We start from the raw sequence: 16,881 nt of genomic DNA on the forward strand, positions 1-16,881 counted from the left end.
TCAGCCCTCGGACGGCTTTTTCCGCGGAATACCGGGACCGCTGTCGACGCCGTCATCCGGTCCCGCCAGCGGGTCCTCTCCCTCCGCCACCTGTCCCTTGATGGGCGGGCCGGTGTAATCTTCCGGCGGGGGAACACTCGAGGCCAGTTTGCAGTCGGTCAGCCAGATGTCATAGACCGGATGCTCGACCGCGTGGAGACCGGGGCTTGCCGCATACATCCAGCCGGAAAAAATCCGCCGGACTTCGTTGCTGAGCGTGATTTCATCAACCTGGACGAAGCCCGTGGTCAGCGGAGTTTCCGTTTGCGGACGGGTGTGGCAGACCCTTGGCGTTACCTGCAGGGCCCCGAACTGCACCGTCTCGCCGATATAGACGTCAAAGGAGATGATGCGGCCGGTAATCTTGTCGAGACCGGAAAAGACAGCGACGGGATTCTCGATCTTTTCCGCATGGGCGGGCGCGTTCAGGGCCACCACGGCCAAAGCCGTAAGGCCCAGCCCTTTGAGGATGCTTCTTGCTGTTTTCATCGTGTCAATCAAATCGGCCATCAGCTTTGAACAGATTCCATCATGCCAGCATACCCGATATCCCAACGGGCGCACCGTCCACCTGCTTTCTGCGAAACGATGCATGAAAGCAAAAAGGTATCAATCGTAAGGTGTTGGAGCACAAGCTGCAGTCATCCGACGGAGGCTCTAGCACCGAATTGCGGCCCGGAAAAGACGCATTCTCTTTCCGGACCGACTTGTCTGGATTAGCCGATTTCCGCCAGCCTTGCGAGGGCCGTTCGGACCTTCTCCAGTTTTTCCCTTGCCTCGGAGACCTTCTCCCGTTCGCCTTCGACGACGTCCTCCGGCGCCTTCTCGACGAATTTCGGATTGCCGAGCTTCTTCTCGATCCTGGAGATCTCGTCGTCCAGCTTTCCGGCTTCCTTTTCAAGGCGCGTCTTTTCCGCGCTGAGGTCGATCACCCCGGCAAGCGGCAGACAGACGGTCGCCTCTCCCACGATAATCTGGGCGGAGCCGGATGGCGCAACATCGGCAAGCTCGACGTTTTCCGCACGTGCCAGACGCAGGATCGCGGACTCGTGTGTCTTGAGCCGGCTTCGGGTCACATCATTGGCGCCGCTGATGACGACGGACACCTTCGCGCCGGCGGGAACGTTCATTTCCGCGCGAACAGACCGGATCTCGGAAATCAGCGACACCAGCCAGTTGATTTCACCGGCAGCGGCCTCATCGGAGACCCTGGCTTCCGGCCACGCGGTCTGCATCAGGAGTTTTTCCGCCTTCACACCATTGTCTCCGAGGCGCTCCCAGAGCTCTTCGGTCAGGAACGGCATGAAGGGATGAAGGACTTTCAGGATCTCGTCGAGCGCCCAGGCCGCGGTCGCGCGCGTTTCCGCCTTCGCCGCTTCATCGTCGCCGTTGAAGACCGGTTTGGCGAGTTCCAGGTACCAGTCGCAGAACGAGTTCCATGCAAAGCGGTAAATGGCGCCTGCCGCGTCGTTGAACCGGTAGCCTTCAATGGCCGACGTCACGTTGGCGATGCAGCGGCCCATCTCCGTGGCAATCCAGCGGTTGAGCGTATGCTTCGCCGATGCCGGGTCGAAGCCCTCCACGCGCACGCAGCCATTCATTTCCGCGAAGCGAGCCGCGTTCCAGAGCTTGGTGGCAAAGTTGCGGTAACCGGCAACCCGGCTGGTCGCGAGCTTGATGTCACGGCCCTGGGCCGCCATGGCCGCAAGCGTGAAGCGCAGCGCATCCGCGCCGAATTCTTCGATCAGCGCAAGCGGATCGATGACATTGCCCTTTGACTTGGACATCTTCTGCCCCTTTTCGTCGCGGACAAGGGCATGGATATAGATATCCTTGAAAGGCTCTTCCTTCATGAAGTGCATCGACGCCATCATCATGCGGGAAACCCAGAAGAAGATGATGTCAAAGCCGGTGATCAGGACGGATGTCGGGAAGTATTTTCCGAGTTCCGGCGTTTCGTCCGGCCAGCCCATCGTAGAGAACGGCCACAGAGCCGAAGAGAACCAGGTGTCGAGAACGTCTGGGTCTCGCCAAATTCTGACATGACCATCGCTTCGAGACGCCCAGTCGCGTGCATCCTGGGCTATGCGGACGTCAGAACCGTAGTATTCGCGCGCCGCATTAAGTGCCTCTTCCTCTGTTTCCGCAACGAAAACCTTTAGATTCTCCGTCTTTTCGTAGTCTACAACGTCAGGCTTGAAGGAAACTGCAACCGACTGAATGCCATCCCGCTCGCTGTCAATTCTCGGTCCGTACCACGCCGGGATCTGGTGTCCCCACCACAGCTGGCGCGAGATGCACCACGGCTGGATGTTTTCCATCCATTCGTAATAGGTCTTTTCCCAGTTTGCGGGAACGAACCTCGTGCGGCCTTCGCGAACGGAGGCAATCGCGGGTTTGGCCAGCGTCTTGGCGTCGACATACCATTGGTCGGTCAGCAGCGGCTCGATCGGAACGCCGCCGCGGTCGCCATGCGGGACCATGTGCTTGTGGTCCTCGATCTTGTCGAGATGGCCGCCTTCTTCCATCATTTCGACCAGGCGCTTGCGTGCGGTGAACCGCTCCTGGCCTTCGAAAGCCTCGATGGTTCTCGTCAGCATGTCGGAAGCCGGAACGCCCTCCAGGAACTCCGCATTGTCCTTCAGCCTGACGTTGGCCTCACGGTCGAGAACGCTGATCATCGGCAGGTTGTGGCGCTTGCCGACTTCGAAATCGTTGAAATCGTGAGCCGGGGTGATCTTGACGGCACCTGAACCGGCCTCCGGATCAGCATAGTCGTCCGCGACGATCGGAATCCGGCGGCCAACGAGCGGCAGGATGACATGCTTGCCGATGAGATCCTTGTATTTCGGGTCTTCCGGGTTCACCGCGACGGCGGTATCGCCGAGCATGGTTTCGGGGCGCGTCGTGGCTACGACGATGTGTTTCCGTGGCTCAAAGGCGGTGGGCCTGCCTTCGTCGTCCCATTCGACCGGCGCTTCATAGGCCGCATCGCCTTCGAGCGGATAACGGAAATGCCACAGATTGCCGTTCAGCTCCCTCTGCTCAACTTCCAGATCGGAGATCGCGGTCAGCAATTTAGGATCCCAGTTGACCAGGCGCTTGTCCTTGTAGATCAGCCCTTCCTTGTAGAGCTGAATAAAGACCTTCAGGACGGCCTTTGACAGGCCCTCATCCATAGTGAACCGTTCGCGGCTCCAGTCGCAGGATGCGCCAAGACGTTTCAGCTGGTTCAGGATCATGCCGCCGGATTCGTCTTTCCAGGCCCAGATGCGCTCCACAAAGGCCTCACGGCCCAGATCCCGGCGCCCCGGTTCCTGGCGCTCCATGAGCTGCCGTTCGACGACCATCTGCGTGGCGATGCCGGCATGGTCCATGCCCGGCTGCCAGAGCACATCCTTGCCGCGCATGCGCTCAAAGCGGACCAGAATGTCCTGGAGCGTGTTGTTCAGAGCGTGGCCCATGTGCAGCGAACCGGTCACGTTGGGCGGCGGAATTACGATGGAATAGGCAGGTGCACCTTCTTTGGCGCCGGCACCGGCCTTGAAGGCCTCCGCCTTTTCCCAGGTTTCGTAAATCCGCGGCTCAACGCTGGCCGCATCGTAGGTCTTTTCCAGCATCAGGGTCACTCAATGGGAAGATGTCTTTCGAAATTCGTGAGCACCGTGTAAATCGGAAGCGCCCGGCCAAGTCAACCGCTACAAGGGTGAAACTGCGCAAGAACCATGCCGGAAAGCCGGCCCGCGGCAAGCCGGGGCTTGGGCGTTCGTGCAAATCCTGTCATAAGGCCGCATGACTTTTTCCCTGCGAGCGCATCATCTTCTTTGCATGCTGACCTATCTCGGAAAGGGCTACACCGCCGAATTCGTCAGCGGCTATGACAAGATCATCGAGCGGTTGAACGCGCGCGAACCGATTGAACTCGTCGACGGGCCCGACGACATCTGCCAGCCGCTGCTGTGCGAACCGGACTGTCATTGCCACAACGACAGCGTCAGGGAGCGAGACAGGCTCGCGGCGGCGGAAATCGGAAAGGTCCTGGGCCGCGGCCTGGAGCCGGGTGAACGAATCTCGCTCAGCGCCCGACAGGTCGCCGCACTGCGAACGGCCTTCGCAACAGGTGCGATCCGGTCCGGCTGCGCGGGATGCGAGTGGCAGGATCTTTGTTCAGGCATTGCACGAAACGCATTCAGGGGCTGCCGGTTGGCAACCCCTGACTAGATCATTCGGCTTGGTCTGCCTCAGCGGCGGCGGGTGACGCGCTGAATTTCCTTTTGAACCATCTGTTCGACCATTCCCGGCAGGTTCTGATCAAGCCAGGCCTTCAGCATCGGCCGCAGCATTTCCTTGACGAGCTCTTCCACCGTCTGGGCCTGCGAGCCCACGAACAGATTGGCAAGGTTATCGAAGGCGGCGTGAACGGCTTCCCCCGTATTGTCCGAAGTCAGCGGTCCGTCGTCTGCCATGGACGGCAGATCCTCGGGGACGGGCCTTGCCATATATGACGGCTCGGGCTCCTCGTCGAAATCCGAGGTCTCGGCGAAGGAAACGTCGCCGCCCGGCGTGTCGAAGTCTTCCGCCAGGCCCTCGACTATCTCCATGGCGGCCTCCATGGAATCTTCGTCGTCGGGGATCGCGAGTTCTTCCGTCAGTTCCAGGACGTCGTCATCGCTATCATCCGCTTCCGCATCGGCTTCCATGGCCGCAGCCATGTCGTCGGCTTCGTCGTCTTCGGCAATATCATCGACATCACTGTCCATATCGAACAGCTTGTCGAGATCGTCCTGGGACATTTCGGAAGCATCACCCATATCGTCAGTCGCCTCTTCTGCTACTGGCGTTTCATTTTCCTCACGAGCACCGGACTCTTCGGCGCCGGCACCCTGGGAGTCCTCATCGGAAATAATTCGGCGGATCGATGCGAGGATCTCCTCCATCGACGGCTCGTCAGCCTTTTTCGCCTGTGCCATGAATTCCCCCGTGCTAATCGGCTACGCGACGCAACACTCAACTCAAAATGATTCGTTAACCGAAATTATGAGGGTCAACTGGATGAGCGCAAAGCGAGCGCGCTCCAAACGTTCGCCTTTTCCCCTTTTTAGTCGGAATTTATCGGCACCGGGCAGACATCGGCGCTACGCCTGACATCTTCGTCGCTGAATTCATCAGCTCAGAGTCCGACAAACGTAGAACCGGGCCGCAGTCATTCATTCCGCAACGGTCATGGTGAAGAACAGAAGTTACCGGACGCTTACCGGCCGTCGGGCGTGCGCAGACCGAACCACTTGTCTCGAACCGCCTCGTAATGCTGTGTCGGATCGTATCGTGCCACGTTCAATCCGAGCGACTCGGCGTCGAGACGGCCAGTGGCAGCGACGAGCTGATAGCCGCCGATGATCCGGTTCCGCTGTGCGGTTACCAGGTTTGACTGCTGGTTCACGAGTTCGCGCTGAGCATCGAGCACGTCCAGTGTTGTCCGCTGCCCCACGCGCTGTTCCTCGATCACCCCTTCCAGGGCGAGCTGCTGGGCCTCGACAGCGGCTTGCGCCGCAATGATCGACGCTTCGGCGGCCTGGTAGTTTCCCCAGGCGGAAATCACGTTGGCGCGCACCTGATTGCGGGCGATGTCCAGCTGAAGACGCGTCTGACCGAGTTCTTCCTTGGCCTGTCTCACACGCGAAGACACGCTGCCGCCCTGATAGAGCGGAATGTTGACGTTGCCGAAGATCTGCGCGCTGTTGCTTTCATCCACGTTCGAGGACGGGTTCCAGCTGCGCGAAACGCTGCCGTCCAGAGTGACCGTCGGCAGCAGTTCACCTTCGATTGTCTTGATGTTGAAGATCGCGGCGTCGACCAGGTGCTGCGCCTGACGGATCAGCGGCTGCTGGACTTCACTGGTCTGCAGCGCTTCCTCCAGGTTTTTCGGCACGTACCTGGTTATCGACGTGTCCGCGGAAAGGTTACGGGCCTCGATCCCAACGACCTGCCTGTAAACGGCGCGGCTGCTGTTCAGATTGGCCAGCGCCGTGTTCAGGCTTGCGCGGGCCTCTGCGGCACGAGCCTCGGCCTGGCTGACATCCGTGCGGGTGCCTTCGCCCACATCGAACCGGTCTCTCGCCGCACGCACTTGTTCCTGCAGGAAGGCCAGGTCGCTGCGCTGAAGGGAAACGAGCGCGGTGTCGCGGATCACATCCACATAGGCGGTCGCCGCATCCAGGAGCGTGTCCTGCTCGGTGGACATCAGGTTTTCGCGCTGAGCGCGGACGATGGCTTCGGCCTGGCGAGTGGAGTTGACGGTTCTGAAGCCGCGGAAAAGCGTCTGGCTGATCGAAAGGGAGATGGACGCATTGTTCCTGTAGTCGCTGGCGCCATCCGTGCTCGACCAGATGCGCCCTCCGGACGCGGAACCGGAAACGGTCGGGCGCCAACCCGACAGCGCCTGCGGAACGTTTTCGTCAACGCCGCGCAGCTCGGCGCGCGCCGCGTTCAGCGTCGGATTGTTGTCATAGGCCAGTGCAAGCGAATCCTTGATCGTTTCAGCCTGAGCGGTCGAATAGGCCGCTCCGGTGAGTGCTGTGGCGGACACGCCCGCCAAAAGACCCAATGCGACGGCCACTGCTTTCAGCGTTGATCGACCAGACACTCCACACTCCTTCTAGGATCAGCTTCCCCTGAATGTGAGTAAACTGACGGGTGTTATCCTTCAACCACTTGAGGATGAAAAATCCGGAATTTCCACGAGTGCGACCAAAAGGCAACAGCCCATTTGCCCCCGGCAGACTTCTGACAGCGTTGCGACAAACTACCGCCGTTTTCCGCGGAATTTTCGCCACCCGCCGGTCTCGCAGCTACTAGAATTCAAACGCAGCAGCCTTTTCGAAGCCCGGCAGGACATTTACCGATGCATTGAAACCGAAACGGCTGCTGACCGCGTTCGCGGACTTCTGGTAAAGCTTTGCGGAACCTGCACCGCCCCGCCCTTCGACAACCGTCAGACGTCCGCCGGGCTTCAATTGTTCCGTCAGCGTCTCGGGCAGAACCTCGACCGCCCCGTCGATCAGGATCACATCGTAGGGACCTTCGGCGGCATACCCCTTGGCAAGGGGCCCTTCCACCACCACGGCATTTTCGATGCCAAGCTCGACCAGAACGTCGGTGGCGGCCTTTGCGAGATCCTCGTTTTCCTCCAGCGCCACGACGGATGCCGCAAGATTGGAAACCACAGCGGCGCTGTAACCGGTGCCCGCGCCGATCACCAGCACGACGTCTTCGCCGCGGATGTCGGCAAGCTGAATCAGTTTGCCGAGAACATGCGGTTTCATCAGAGCCCTGCCGGTGTCCTCGGAGCCGATCGGCAGATTCGCGTCGATATAGGCCACGGCCTTCTTCGACGCGGGCACGAAACGTTCCCGGGGAATGGCGCCCATGGCATCCAGGATCCGGTGATCGGTGATATCACTTGTACGCAGCTGGTTCTCGACCATATTGCGGCGGGACTGGCTGAAGTCCGTCATTGAGGGCCCTCACTTTGACTAGCCGGTGGTCCGGCGCTTCTGAGCAACGTTCATTAGCGATGCGAAGGCTGCCTGACAAGTATCAGGATCATCGCACCCCATGCCGTTCACGGTTTCCCGCCGGATTTTCCAGAGCCGGCCCGCCGGGGTTGCGTTTTTCGTCCGTACAGCCGTGGAAATCTGCAATGCCCCGGATTCAGGACTTGACCAAATCGCGCAACTGTTTGATAAGGCGCGGCATACCACGTTGGGGCCCTGTGGCGGAGTGGTTACGCAGCGGATTGCAAATCCGTCCACACCGGTTCGATTCCGGTCGGGGCCTCCATTTCCTAAATCCTTAAATTTTCACCTTTAATTGAAATTCGGAGCGTGGTTTTCACTTCCGATCCTCGCCTGGTTTTGTCTTAAAAAAATGAAAACTGTGACATGGGCGGCGGGCCTTCTATCGCGCTCCATCCGCGCCTAGCGGCCTTTGGGCGGACGACGGTTCTGACAAGTCCATGTCGTATCCAGCAGTGACCGTCTTAGGCAAATCGTGTAGGTCTTTCCGAACAATAGTGTTTTTTGGCAATCGCACCGGTTGCGAAAGGATCAAGTCGATGGAACATGGCGGGGATCTTACACAGGCGATCGAACGCTTCGGGGGAACCCGGGAAGACTGGCTGGATCTGTCGACCGGCATCAATCCTCACGCCTATCCCGTTCCGGACGATCTTCCTTTGAGCGCCTGGACCGACCTGCCGGGCAAAGCCGCCGGGGAGCGTCTGCTTGCCGCGGCCCGGCAAGCCTACCGCGTGCCCGATCACCTGAATCTCGTCGCCGGTCCCGGCACGCAGATCCTGCTGTCGCTGCTGCCCACGGCCCTGCCCGACGGACCGGTCGCGCTGGCTTCACCGACATATTCAAGCCACAGAACCGTGTGGACCCGCGAGAACAGGGAACCTGTCGAGTTTTCCAGCATTTATGCGCTGCCTTCCGATGCGAAAGTCGTTCTTGTGGTCAATCCGAACAATCCGGATGGCCGGCTGGCCGACGTGAAGAGCCTGCTGGAGATCGGCCGGACGCTGACGGACCGGGGCGGATTTCTCGTCGTGGACGAAGCTTTTGCTGAAGTTCTGCCCGGGGCGAGCATTCTGCCGCATATTACCGGTGAAAATATTCTGGTGCTCAGGTCGTTTGGGAAGTTCTTCGGTCTTGCGGGTCTTCGCATCGGGTTTCTTGCCGGATCGAAACATGTCACGCGCAAGGTGGCGGCTGTCCTTGAGAGCTGGTGCCTTAGCGGGCCTGCGCTGGAGGTCGGCACAAGGGCGCTGAAGGATGCCGATTGGCAGAACCTGATGCTCCGTCAGCTGATCGAGGAAATGGCTGACCTGACGATCGCACTTTCCGAGCAGGGCCTGAGCGTGTTCGGCGGAACGCCTCTCTACGCACTGGCGGGAACGAGAAACGCCAAGGCATTGCATGAGGCCCTGGCGCGCCGGCGGATATGGACACGGATTTTCGATTATGCCCCAACCTGGATCCGTGTCGGCCTACCCGGCGGGCCTGATAATCTTCGTCGCCTGTCCGATGCCCTTGCCGACGCACAAAAAGAGCTCTAACCCGTCACCATGCTGATTTTCGACCATGCGTTGTGGCTTCTGCTCGCCGCGCTTCTGCTCGATGCCCTCATTGGTGATCCGGACTGGCTGTGGCGCCACCTGCCCCATCCGGTCGTTTGGATCGGCAAGGTTATTTCCCTTTTCGACAGATGGTTCAACAGAACCAGTCATTCCCCTTTCGTGCGGAAGCTGGGCGGCGTGCTGACCCTGTCTGCGCTGCTTGCCGGCGCTCTGCTGATCGGCGGCTTGATCCACGCGGCGGCGGCCCTTCTGCCGTTCGGCGATATCCTCGTGGTCGTCGTTGCGGCCGTCTTCATCGCCCAGAACAGCCTTTACCGCCATGTCGCCGCCGTGCGCGACGGCCTGCGGAATGGCGGTCTGGAAGAGGGACGCAAGGCTGTCTCGATGATTGTCGGGCGCGACCCGAAGCAGTTGGACGAGGCCGGGGTTTCGCGTGCGGCGATTGAATCGTGCGCGGAGAATTTTTCCGACGGTGTCGTTGCCCCCGTGTTCTGGTTCGCCATTCTCGGGCTGCCCGGCCTTATCGCCTGCAAGGCCGTCAACACGGCCGACAGCATGATCGGACACAAGAACGAGGTCTATCTGGATTTCGGTTGGGCCGCCGCCCGGTTCGACGACCTGATCAACCTGCCCGCCTCACGGCTTTCCGGCCTTTTCATCGCGCTGGCGGCGCCGTTGGTGCGTGGCTCCGCGCGCAAGAGCATTTCGTGCGTCCTGCACGATGCCAAGAAACACCGTTCTCCCAATGCCGGCTGGCCGGAAGCGGCAATGGCGGGTGCGCTTGGTCTGGCCCTTGCAGGCCCCAGGATCTATCCCGGCTACACGGTCAACGACCGCTTCTTGAATTCTTCAGGGCGAACGGCGGCAACGGCGGAGGATATTTCCAGGGCGCTACGCGTAATCCTCGGCGCCTCCGGACTTCAGGCCCTGCTGATTGCGACTGTGGCGGTTGCGGCAATGGTTTCCTGAAGGCGTTGTAAAACCAGCGACCGAAAAACTTAGGACTCTTCCGAACCTTTTCTAAGTATTCAGTCGTTACGCGCAATATCAAACAAAACATCGACATCCAGCGCCTCTTCAAGATGAGCTGCCAGAGCATCCAGGATCCGGTCAATGCTCCGGTCATAGGCCAGATCGGATCCGGCTCCGAATGATCCCAGATAGGCTGCGCGGAAAGCATCGTGGGTGAACAAGCCGTGGATATAGGTTCCTGAGACACGGCCGTCGGAAGAAACCGCACCGTCCGGGCAACCGCCCTCCAGCATCATCATCGGATTGCGGCAATCGGCGCCCGTGGTGCGGCCGATATGGATTTCGTAGCCGGAGACCGGAGCACCGCTGGCAAGGTGCGTTCCGGAGGCAGTGACCGTTGATTTCTCCGCGGTCAGGAGCGTGTCCACATCCAGCAAGCCGAGCCCATCGACTGTACCGGGCGCGCCTTCGATCCCCTCCGGATCGGATATGGTCCTGCCCAGCATCTGGTAGCCGCCGCAAATGCCCAGGACATGCCCGCCCCTCCGATGATGGGCCGCCAGGTCGATATCCCAACCCTGCGCCCTGAAGAAAGCCAGGTCACCGATGGTCGATTTGGAGCCGGGCAGCAGCACGACATCGGCGTCCCCCGGCAAGGGATGGCCGGGCTGAACGAGTTCGAGCGTGACGCCAGGCTCAAGGCGTAGCGGATCGAGATCGTCGAAATTGGCGATGCGGGAGATTACCGGCACCACGATTTTCAGCCCGTCCCTGCCGAGACCGTCGGCAAGACCGAGCGCGTCCTCCGCCGGCAGTTTTGCCGCATCGGCAAACCAGGGAACGACACCCAGCCCGAGCCAGCCCGTTCTCCGGCAGATCTCCCGCATGCCTTCGTCGAAAAGCCCGGGATCTCCACGGAAGCGGTTGATGAAGAACCCCCTGATCCGCTGCTGCTCGTGGGGCTCAAGGACTGCATGGGTGCCGACAACGGAGGCGATGACACCGCCCCGGTCGATATCCGCGCACAGAATGACAGGCAGACCGGCGGCTTCGGCAAAGCCCATATTGGCTATGTCACCGGAGCGCAGGTTGATTTCCGCCGGACTGCCGGCGCCTTCCACGATGACCAGATCCGCTCCTGAACCGGTTATAGAAAAACTCTCCATAACTTTCGGAAGAAGCTCTGCTTTCTGCTTTCCATATTCGCGGGCACGCATGGTGCCGAAACGCTTTCCCTGCACGATTACCTGGGCACCGGTATCCGTTTCCGGCTTCAGCAGGACAGGGTTCATATGAACCGAAGGCGGCACGCGGCAGCCCATCGCCTGCAACGCCTGGGCCCGGCCGATTTCGCCTCCATCCGCGGTGACCGCGGCATTGTTCGACATGTTCTGGGGTTTGAACGGGCGCACATTCACGCCGCGATTGGCGAACAGCCGGCACAGACCCGCGACAATCAGGCTCTTGCCGACATTCGACCCCGTCCCCTGGATCATGATTGCCGGGCAAGGCTTGCCCGCAGTGCTTACGCTCATCTGGAACGGTCTTTGTCGCGGGAGGGGGCGCCGTACGGCCGGAACTCGTCCGGGACAGGCAGGTTGACCAGGCGCAATTCAAGCATCAGGCGAATCGCGGGGCGAACGGCAAAGAGAACCGATCCGATCACGAACAGCCAGGTTCCGGCATACATCAGGCTGTCATAGAGGAAAAAGACACTGCCGATCAGGAACATGAGTGCTGCAAGGAACTCGACGACCGTGCGGTACAGCTCATACTTTCTGACCGCTTCCGCGTGCTGTGCCGTCGCCGTCCGGAGGGAGTGCTCAAACAGCTTGTTCATTCCTGCAACGCCTTTTCGAATTGGCGGAACGTCATTGCCTTGCGCTCCTCTTTCTCACCTGTTTCGACATATCCGATCGACCGGTAGAACCATGCGGCCGTCTGCGTGCTCTTCAAGCGCGAAACCGTCAGACCCCGTTCCACGAAATAGTTCTCCACCGCCCGCATCAGTCTTTTGCTGACGCCGGAAAACCGGGCCTCGGGCAGCACATAGTTGAGCAGTACTTCCCCATCGGTCGACCCCATGGCAACACCAATCACCCTGCCGTGCCCGTCGAGTGCGCTGAAGACGCGACCAGGTGCCTCTATCCAGCCCCTGACGTTCTCCGCGGTCTTGTTTGCCAGCCACGGACCGTATTTGTCCGGATCGCTGCCATGATCGGCCACACAGAGCTCGGTGATGGAGCGTTGAAGCAGGATCGCGATCTCCTGGGCGTCCGTGCTACTGGAAGGAACAACCGTTAACGGCATCTTTCGGCAGCCGCCTCCTAAAACTCGATGCCTTCCTGCGGTTTGACGCCGGAGCGGAAGGGGTGCTTGATCTGCGTCATGTCGGTTGCGAGGTCGGCGATCTCGATCAATTCGTCCTTGGCGTTGCGGCCGGTGATGATGACATGCACATCCTCCGGTTTCTCGTTCTTCAGGAAGTCGACCACTTCGGCAATGTCCAGGTAGTCATAGCGAAGAACGATGTTGAGTTCGTCACACAGGATGAGACGGTATTCTCCCGAGGTGATCATCTGCTTTGCGGCGTCCCACGCCTGACGGGCGGCGTCGATGTCGCGCTGGCGGTCCTGGGTCTCCCAGGTGAAACCTTCGCCCATGCGTTTGATCGTCACGAGATCCGAAAACCGCTCCAGTGCCTTACGCTCGCCGGTTTCGATGCGTCCCTTCACGAACTGGACGACGCCCACCTTGTGGCCATGGCCGAGCGAACGGAAGACCATTCCGAAGCCGGCGGTCGACTTGCCCTTGCCCTTGCCGGTGTGAACGATCAGCAGCCCCTTTTCGATCGTCTTCGTGGCCATGATCTTGTCGCGCGCGGCCTTCTTCTTGCGCATCTTTTCGGCGTGGCGGGCGTTCAGTTCCTCGTCGGACAGTTCGGGCTTTTCGCTATCTGCGGTCACGGCGTCTCGGTCCCTTCAAATGTCAGTTTCAATTCATTCAGTGCAGCATGGGTCGAATTGCGTCTCGGCGTCCAGAGGCCGCGCTCGATTGCTTCCAGAAACCGGGCCAGCATTTCGTTCAGTCCGGCCGGGTTGGAGTCCTTGAGAAAGTCGCGCACGACCTGGTCATCCAGATAGGCGTCGTACAGCTGGTCGAAATGGTGATCGGCGACCGAGCGGGTCGTGGCGGCGAAAGCGAAGAGATAGTCCAGGGTCGCGACCATCTCGAAGGCGCCCTTGTATCCGTGGCGCATCACGCCCCGGATCCATTTCGGGTTGGCGGCCCGCCCGCGGACGACGCGGCCGATTTCCTCGCTCAAGGTGCGCACGACCGGCCTTTCTGGGCGCGAGTGATCGTTGTGATAGACTTTGGGTGCTTCGCCGCGCAGGGTTTCCACGGTCGCTGCCAATCCACCCTCGAACTGGTAATAGTCGTCGCTGTCGAGCAGATCATGCTCGCGATTGTCCTGATTGTGGAGGACCGCATCGACCGATGTCAGGCGGGTTTCCAGTTCGCCCCTCGCTCCCTCGCCTTCCGCGCCGCCGCCATAGGCATAGCCGCCCCAGCTCAGAAACGCGTCGGCAAAGTCTTTCCGTTCTTCCCAGATGCCCTCGTCGATCAGCGCCTGAAGCCCTGCCCCATAGGCGCCGGGCTTGGAGCCGAAGACCCGGTAGCCGGCGCGGCGCGCTGCCTCCTCGGCACTCAGCCCGCCTTCCTGAAGCGCCAACGTGTCCGCCTTCATGCGGGCGGCCACGGGATTGGCCTCCGCCGGCTCCTCCAAGGCACCCACCGCGCGCACGGCGCTGTCGAATAGATCCATCTGATGGGGAAACGCGTCGCGGAAGAAACCCGATACGCGCAAGGTCACATCGATGCGCGGTCGGCCGAGTTCGGAAAGCTTCAGGATCTCGAACCCACTGACGCGCCCCGATCCCGCCTCCCAGACCGGCCGTGCGCCGATCAGGGCCAGCGCCTGGGCGATGTCGTCGCCGCCGGTGCGCATGTTGGCGGTGCCCCAGCAGGTCAGCACCAGCGCCCTGGGCCACTCGCCCTCCTCCTGGAAATGGCGGTCCGCGACAAGGTTTGCCGATTGCTGTCCCAGCCGCCAGGCCGTTTCGGTCGGCACGGCCCGGACATCGACGGAATAGAAATTCCTGCCCGTCGGCAACACATCCGGCCGCCCGCGTGAGGGCGCGCCCGACGGGCCCGGTTCGACAAAGCCGCCGCCAAGCGCGGTGAGCACCGCGGCCGTTTCCGCATGTCCCGATTTCGTCACGGCGGGACGCAGGTTTTCCTGAATCTCCCGCAGAACAGCCTGGACGGACACCCAGTCCCCGGGCGCGGCCTTGTCGCCCGCGATCAGGTCACGCGCCAGCAGTTCGATCCGCTCCACGGTGTCGCCGTTCGATCGCCAGGAAGTCTCGGCGACGTCCTGCAGGATCGGAGGTCTTGTGCCGGTCCAGGGCGACGAGAAATCGCAGTCGAGGGGGTCAAAGCCGTCGCCCAGTCCAAGATCCCGGGCGATGGCCCGTTGCAGGCTTTCCTGGGCGGGCTGGCTTCCTCTTGGAACACGGGCAAGCGCTGCCAGCAGATCGGTGAGCTGATCGCCGCCCGGGCAGTCGCCCAGAATGTGCAGGCCATCGCGGATCTGGAGCTCCTTCAGGTCGCACAGATGGGCATCCAGCCGGGCAAGGCGCGTTTCCTCGTCCATCGTGTCATCGACACCGATGTCCTTGTCGAGGCCATGGCGCGCGGCCGCATCGAGAATGTCCCGGGTGAGCGCTTTCAGGCGGCGCGGGTCGACACCGCTGGCCAGGTAATATTCATCGAGCAGGGTCTCCAGTTCTTCCGCAATGCCGTGGCTTTCGGCGCGTGTCAGCGGCGGGGTCAGATGGTCGATGATGACGGCGGAGGTCCTACGCTTGGCCTGCGCGCCCTCGCCCGGGTCGTTGACGATGAAGGGATAGATGTTGGGGACCGGGCCAAGCGCGGCCTCGGGAAAACAGGCGTCCGACAGGGCCAGCGCCTTGCCAGGCAGCCATTCCAGATTGCCGTGTTTACCGAGGTGTATCACCGCGTCGACCCGGAAGTGTTCCCGAAGCCAGATGTAGAATGCAAAATAGTGATGCGGCGGCACGAGGTCCGGATCGTGATAGGTTTCCTTCGGATCGATGTTGTAACCACGCGCGGGCTGAATGCCGACGACCTGGTTACCGAACCGATGCAGCGCCAGGCGGAACGCGCCATCGGTGACCTGCGGATCGTCTTCCGGCCGGCCCCAGCGGTCCAGGACAGCCGTTCTCACCGGATTCGGCAGTTTTTCAAAGGCGCCCCTGTAGGTTTCGACCGGCAGAACCTCGAACCGGGTTCTCGAGTTGCGGTCGCGAAGCGAATTGGTCACGCCGGACGTCAGGATTTCCATCAGGGCGGCAGACGATTGCGGAGGGTCACCCACGTCATATCCCTGCGCGCCCAGTGCCTTCAGCACCGACACGCAGGAAGCCGGGGTATCCAGGCCGACGCCATTGGCAAGACGCCCGTCCTTGTTCGGATAGTTGGCCAGGATCAGCGCGGCTTTCTTCTCGCCATTCTGCCGCCGCCCGAGGCCGGCCCATCGGGCCGCAAGCGTAGCAACGAAATCCATCCGGTCCGGCACCGGCGTAAACTTGACCGGCGTCGACTGGGTCGCCTCGTCCAGGACACCCTCCTCCTTGAACGAAACGGCGCGGGTCAGAATACGCCCGTCGATTTCCGGCAGCACCACATGCATGGCCAGATCGCGGATCGACAGCCCCTGATCGGTTTCCAGCCAGCCTTCTTTCGAAGATGAGGAGAAAACCACCTGGAGAACCGGCTTTCCCGGCCGGTCGAGCGGTGTCGGCTGGTGGGCCGCCCCGGCCTTGGAGACCGCGAAGGCCGTTGCATTCAGGATCACGTCCGGCCGCGCACCGTCAAAGAGGCTTTCCAGAACGGCAATGGATTCGGCTTCCTTGAGGCTCGAAACGAACACGGGAAGCGCGTTCACACCCGCCTCGTCGAGGGCCTTCACGAGCGCGTCCACCGGCGCGGTTTGGGCGCCCTGGACCAATGCGCGGTAGAAGGTGATTGCCGCCACCGGCCTCGCCGGATCGGTCCAGGTGGCCTTCAAGGCCTCGAGGCCGGGAGCAGAATGGCCCGGCAGATGGATGCCGGCGCGCGGCAGCGGCACGGGATGCGCCGGTTCTTCAGCCTTGCCGATCAAAAAGGCGGCAAAACGAAGCGCATTGGCGTAATTCTCCGCCCCCCTTCGACGCAATACCTCCAGAACCTGTGCACCTCGTCGGCCGGACGGGTGGAGCGTTTCGTGAGGCCCTCATCCCATTTGTCGTCGCCGGGAATGACGATCAAGTCGATCCCGTTCGCGCGGACCTCTTCCTCGAACCGCTCAAGGCCGTAGCGCCAGTATTCCACTCCGCCCAGGATCCGGAGAATAACCAGGTTTGATCCGCGCACCGTCTGGTCGGCATAAAGATCGACCGAATAGGGGTGGGATAAGGCCATCAGATTGGCAAGGCGCAGGCTTGCACGGGTTTGGCCCAACTGCGCATGCGCTGCGGCAAAGCTGCCGAGTTCCGTATCAGCGGCGGACAGAAACAGGATATCCGCCGGCGTCTGACCCAGATCGACCGCATCGCCGCCGTCATCGATCCGGCGCGTCTGACTGGCAAGTATATGCATTTAAGACTTCG

Annotated in this window: 12 protein-coding genes, 1 tRNA gene and 1 pseudogene; 4 read left to right on the forward strand and 10 right to left on the reverse strand. The window is 61.1% G+C overall.

Annotation, left to right across the window (positions count from 1 at the left end; all coding sequences use genetic code 11):
• Both ON753_RS10590 and ON753_RS10595 read right to left on the reverse strand, forming a co-directional pair.
• The gene (locus tag ON753_RS10590; protein WP_265962483.1) at nucleotides 1-528 is read right to left on the reverse strand and encodes a DUF2155 domain-containing protein; all 528 of its coding nucleotides are present in this window, start codon (nucleotides 526-528) and stop codon (nucleotides 1-3) included.
• A gap of 227 nt (nucleotides 529-755) precedes the next feature.
• Nucleotides 756-3,659, reverse strand: a complete 2,904-nt coding sequence (locus tag ON753_RS10595; RefSeq protein WP_265962484.1) for a valine--tRNA ligase — start codon at nucleotides 3,657-3,659, stop codon at nucleotides 756-758.
• Nucleotides 3,660-3,831: 172 nt separating this feature from the next.
• Here ON753_RS10595 and ON753_RS10600 point away from each other — a divergent pair, with 172 nt between their 5' ends.
• Nucleotides 3,832-4,260: a DUF1284 domain-containing protein gene (locus tag ON753_RS10600; protein WP_265962485.1), complete on the forward strand. Its 429-nt coding sequence runs from the start codon at nucleotides 3,832-3,834 to the stop codon at nucleotides 4,258-4,260.
• A gap of 20 nt (nucleotides 4,261-4,280) precedes the next feature.
• On the opposite strand, the gene ON753_RS10605 is transcribed toward ON753_RS10600, so the two are convergent.
• From ON753_RS10605 to ON753_RS10615, 3 genes are all read right to left on the reverse strand, one after another.
• Nucleotides 4,281-5,009: a PopZ family protein gene (locus ON753_RS10605; RefSeq protein WP_265962486.1), complete on the reverse strand. Its 729-nt coding sequence runs from the start codon at nucleotides 5,007-5,009 to the stop codon at nucleotides 4,281-4,283.
• A 281-nt stretch (nucleotides 5,010-5,290) separates the two neighbouring features.
• Complete coding sequence (locus ON753_RS10610; protein WP_265962487.1) at nucleotides 5,291-6,682, reverse strand: TolC family outer membrane protein; 1,392 nt, start codon at nucleotides 6,680-6,682, stop codon at nucleotides 5,291-5,293.
• A gap of 208 nt (nucleotides 6,683-6,890) precedes the next feature.
• Nucleotides 6,891-7,553: a protein-L-isoaspartate O-methyltransferase family protein gene (locus ON753_RS10615; RefSeq protein WP_265962488.1), complete on the reverse strand. Its 663-nt coding sequence runs from the start codon at nucleotides 7,551-7,553 to the stop codon at nucleotides 6,891-6,893.
• Nucleotides 7,554-7,804: 251 nt separating this feature from the next.
• Here ON753_RS10615 and ON753_RS10620 point away from each other — a divergent pair.
• From ON753_RS10620 to cbiB, 3 genes are all read left to right on the forward strand, one after another.
• Nucleotides 7,805-7,878: transfer RNA gene (locus ON753_RS10620), tRNA-Cys, on the forward strand.
• A 274-nt stretch (nucleotides 7,879-8,152) separates the two neighbouring features.
• On the forward strand, nucleotides 8,153-9,154 hold the full coding sequence (gene cobD / locus ON753_RS10625; RefSeq protein ID WP_265962489.1) for a threonine-phosphate decarboxylase CobD: 1,002 nt from the start codon (nucleotides 8,153-8,155) through the stop codon (nucleotides 9,152-9,154).
• 9 nt (nucleotides 9,155-9,163) lie between these two features.
• Nucleotides 9,164-10,144, forward strand: a complete 981-nt coding sequence (gene cbiB, locus ON753_RS10630) for an adenosylcobinamide-phosphate synthase CbiB (RefSeq protein ID WP_265962490.1) — start codon at nucleotides 9,164-9,166, stop codon at nucleotides 10,142-10,144.
• Between the two features lie 59 nt (nucleotides 10,145-10,203).
• On the opposite strand, the gene ON753_RS10635 is transcribed toward cbiB, so the two are convergent.
• The 5 genes and pseudogenes from ON753_RS10635 to cobN form a co-directional block, all read right to left on the reverse strand.
• Nucleotides 10,204-11,682, reverse strand: coding sequence for a cobyric acid synthase (locus ON753_RS10635; RefSeq protein WP_265962491.1), 1,479 nt, complete (start codon nucleotides 11,680-11,682; stop codon nucleotides 10,204-10,206).
• Nucleotides 11,679-11,987: a YrhK family protein gene (locus ON753_RS10640; protein WP_265962492.1), complete on the reverse strand. Its 309-nt coding sequence runs from the start codon at nucleotides 11,985-11,987 to the stop codon at nucleotides 11,679-11,681. The genes ON753_RS10635 and ON753_RS10640 overlap by 4 nt, the downstream gene beginning before the upstream one ends.
• The gene (locus ON753_RS10645; protein WP_265962493.1) at nucleotides 11,984-12,457 is read right to left on the reverse strand and encodes a GNAT family N-acetyltransferase; all 474 of its coding nucleotides are present in this window, start codon (nucleotides 12,455-12,457) and stop codon (nucleotides 11,984-11,986) included. The genes ON753_RS10640 and ON753_RS10645 overlap by 4 nt, the downstream gene beginning before the upstream one ends.
• Nucleotides 12,458-12,474: 17 nt before the next feature.
• Nucleotides 12,475-13,113: a cob(I)yrinic acid a,c-diamide adenosyltransferase gene (gene cobO, locus ON753_RS10650; RefSeq protein ID WP_265962494.1), complete on the reverse strand. Its 639-nt coding sequence runs from the start codon at nucleotides 13,111-13,113 to the stop codon at nucleotides 12,475-12,477.
• Nucleotides 13,110-16,870: pseudogene (gene cobN / locus ON753_RS10655) on the reverse strand (cobaltochelatase subunit CobN). The gene cobO and the pseudogene cobN overlap by 4 nt, the downstream one beginning before the upstream one ends.
• Between the last annotated feature and the right edge of the window lie 11 nt (nucleotides 16,871-16,881).

Source organism: Roseibium salinum (assembly GCF_026240905.1).
In the GTDB taxonomy this organism is placed as follows: domain Bacteria; phylum Pseudomonadota; class Alphaproteobacteria; order Rhizobiales; family Stappiaceae; genus Roseibium; species Roseibium salinum.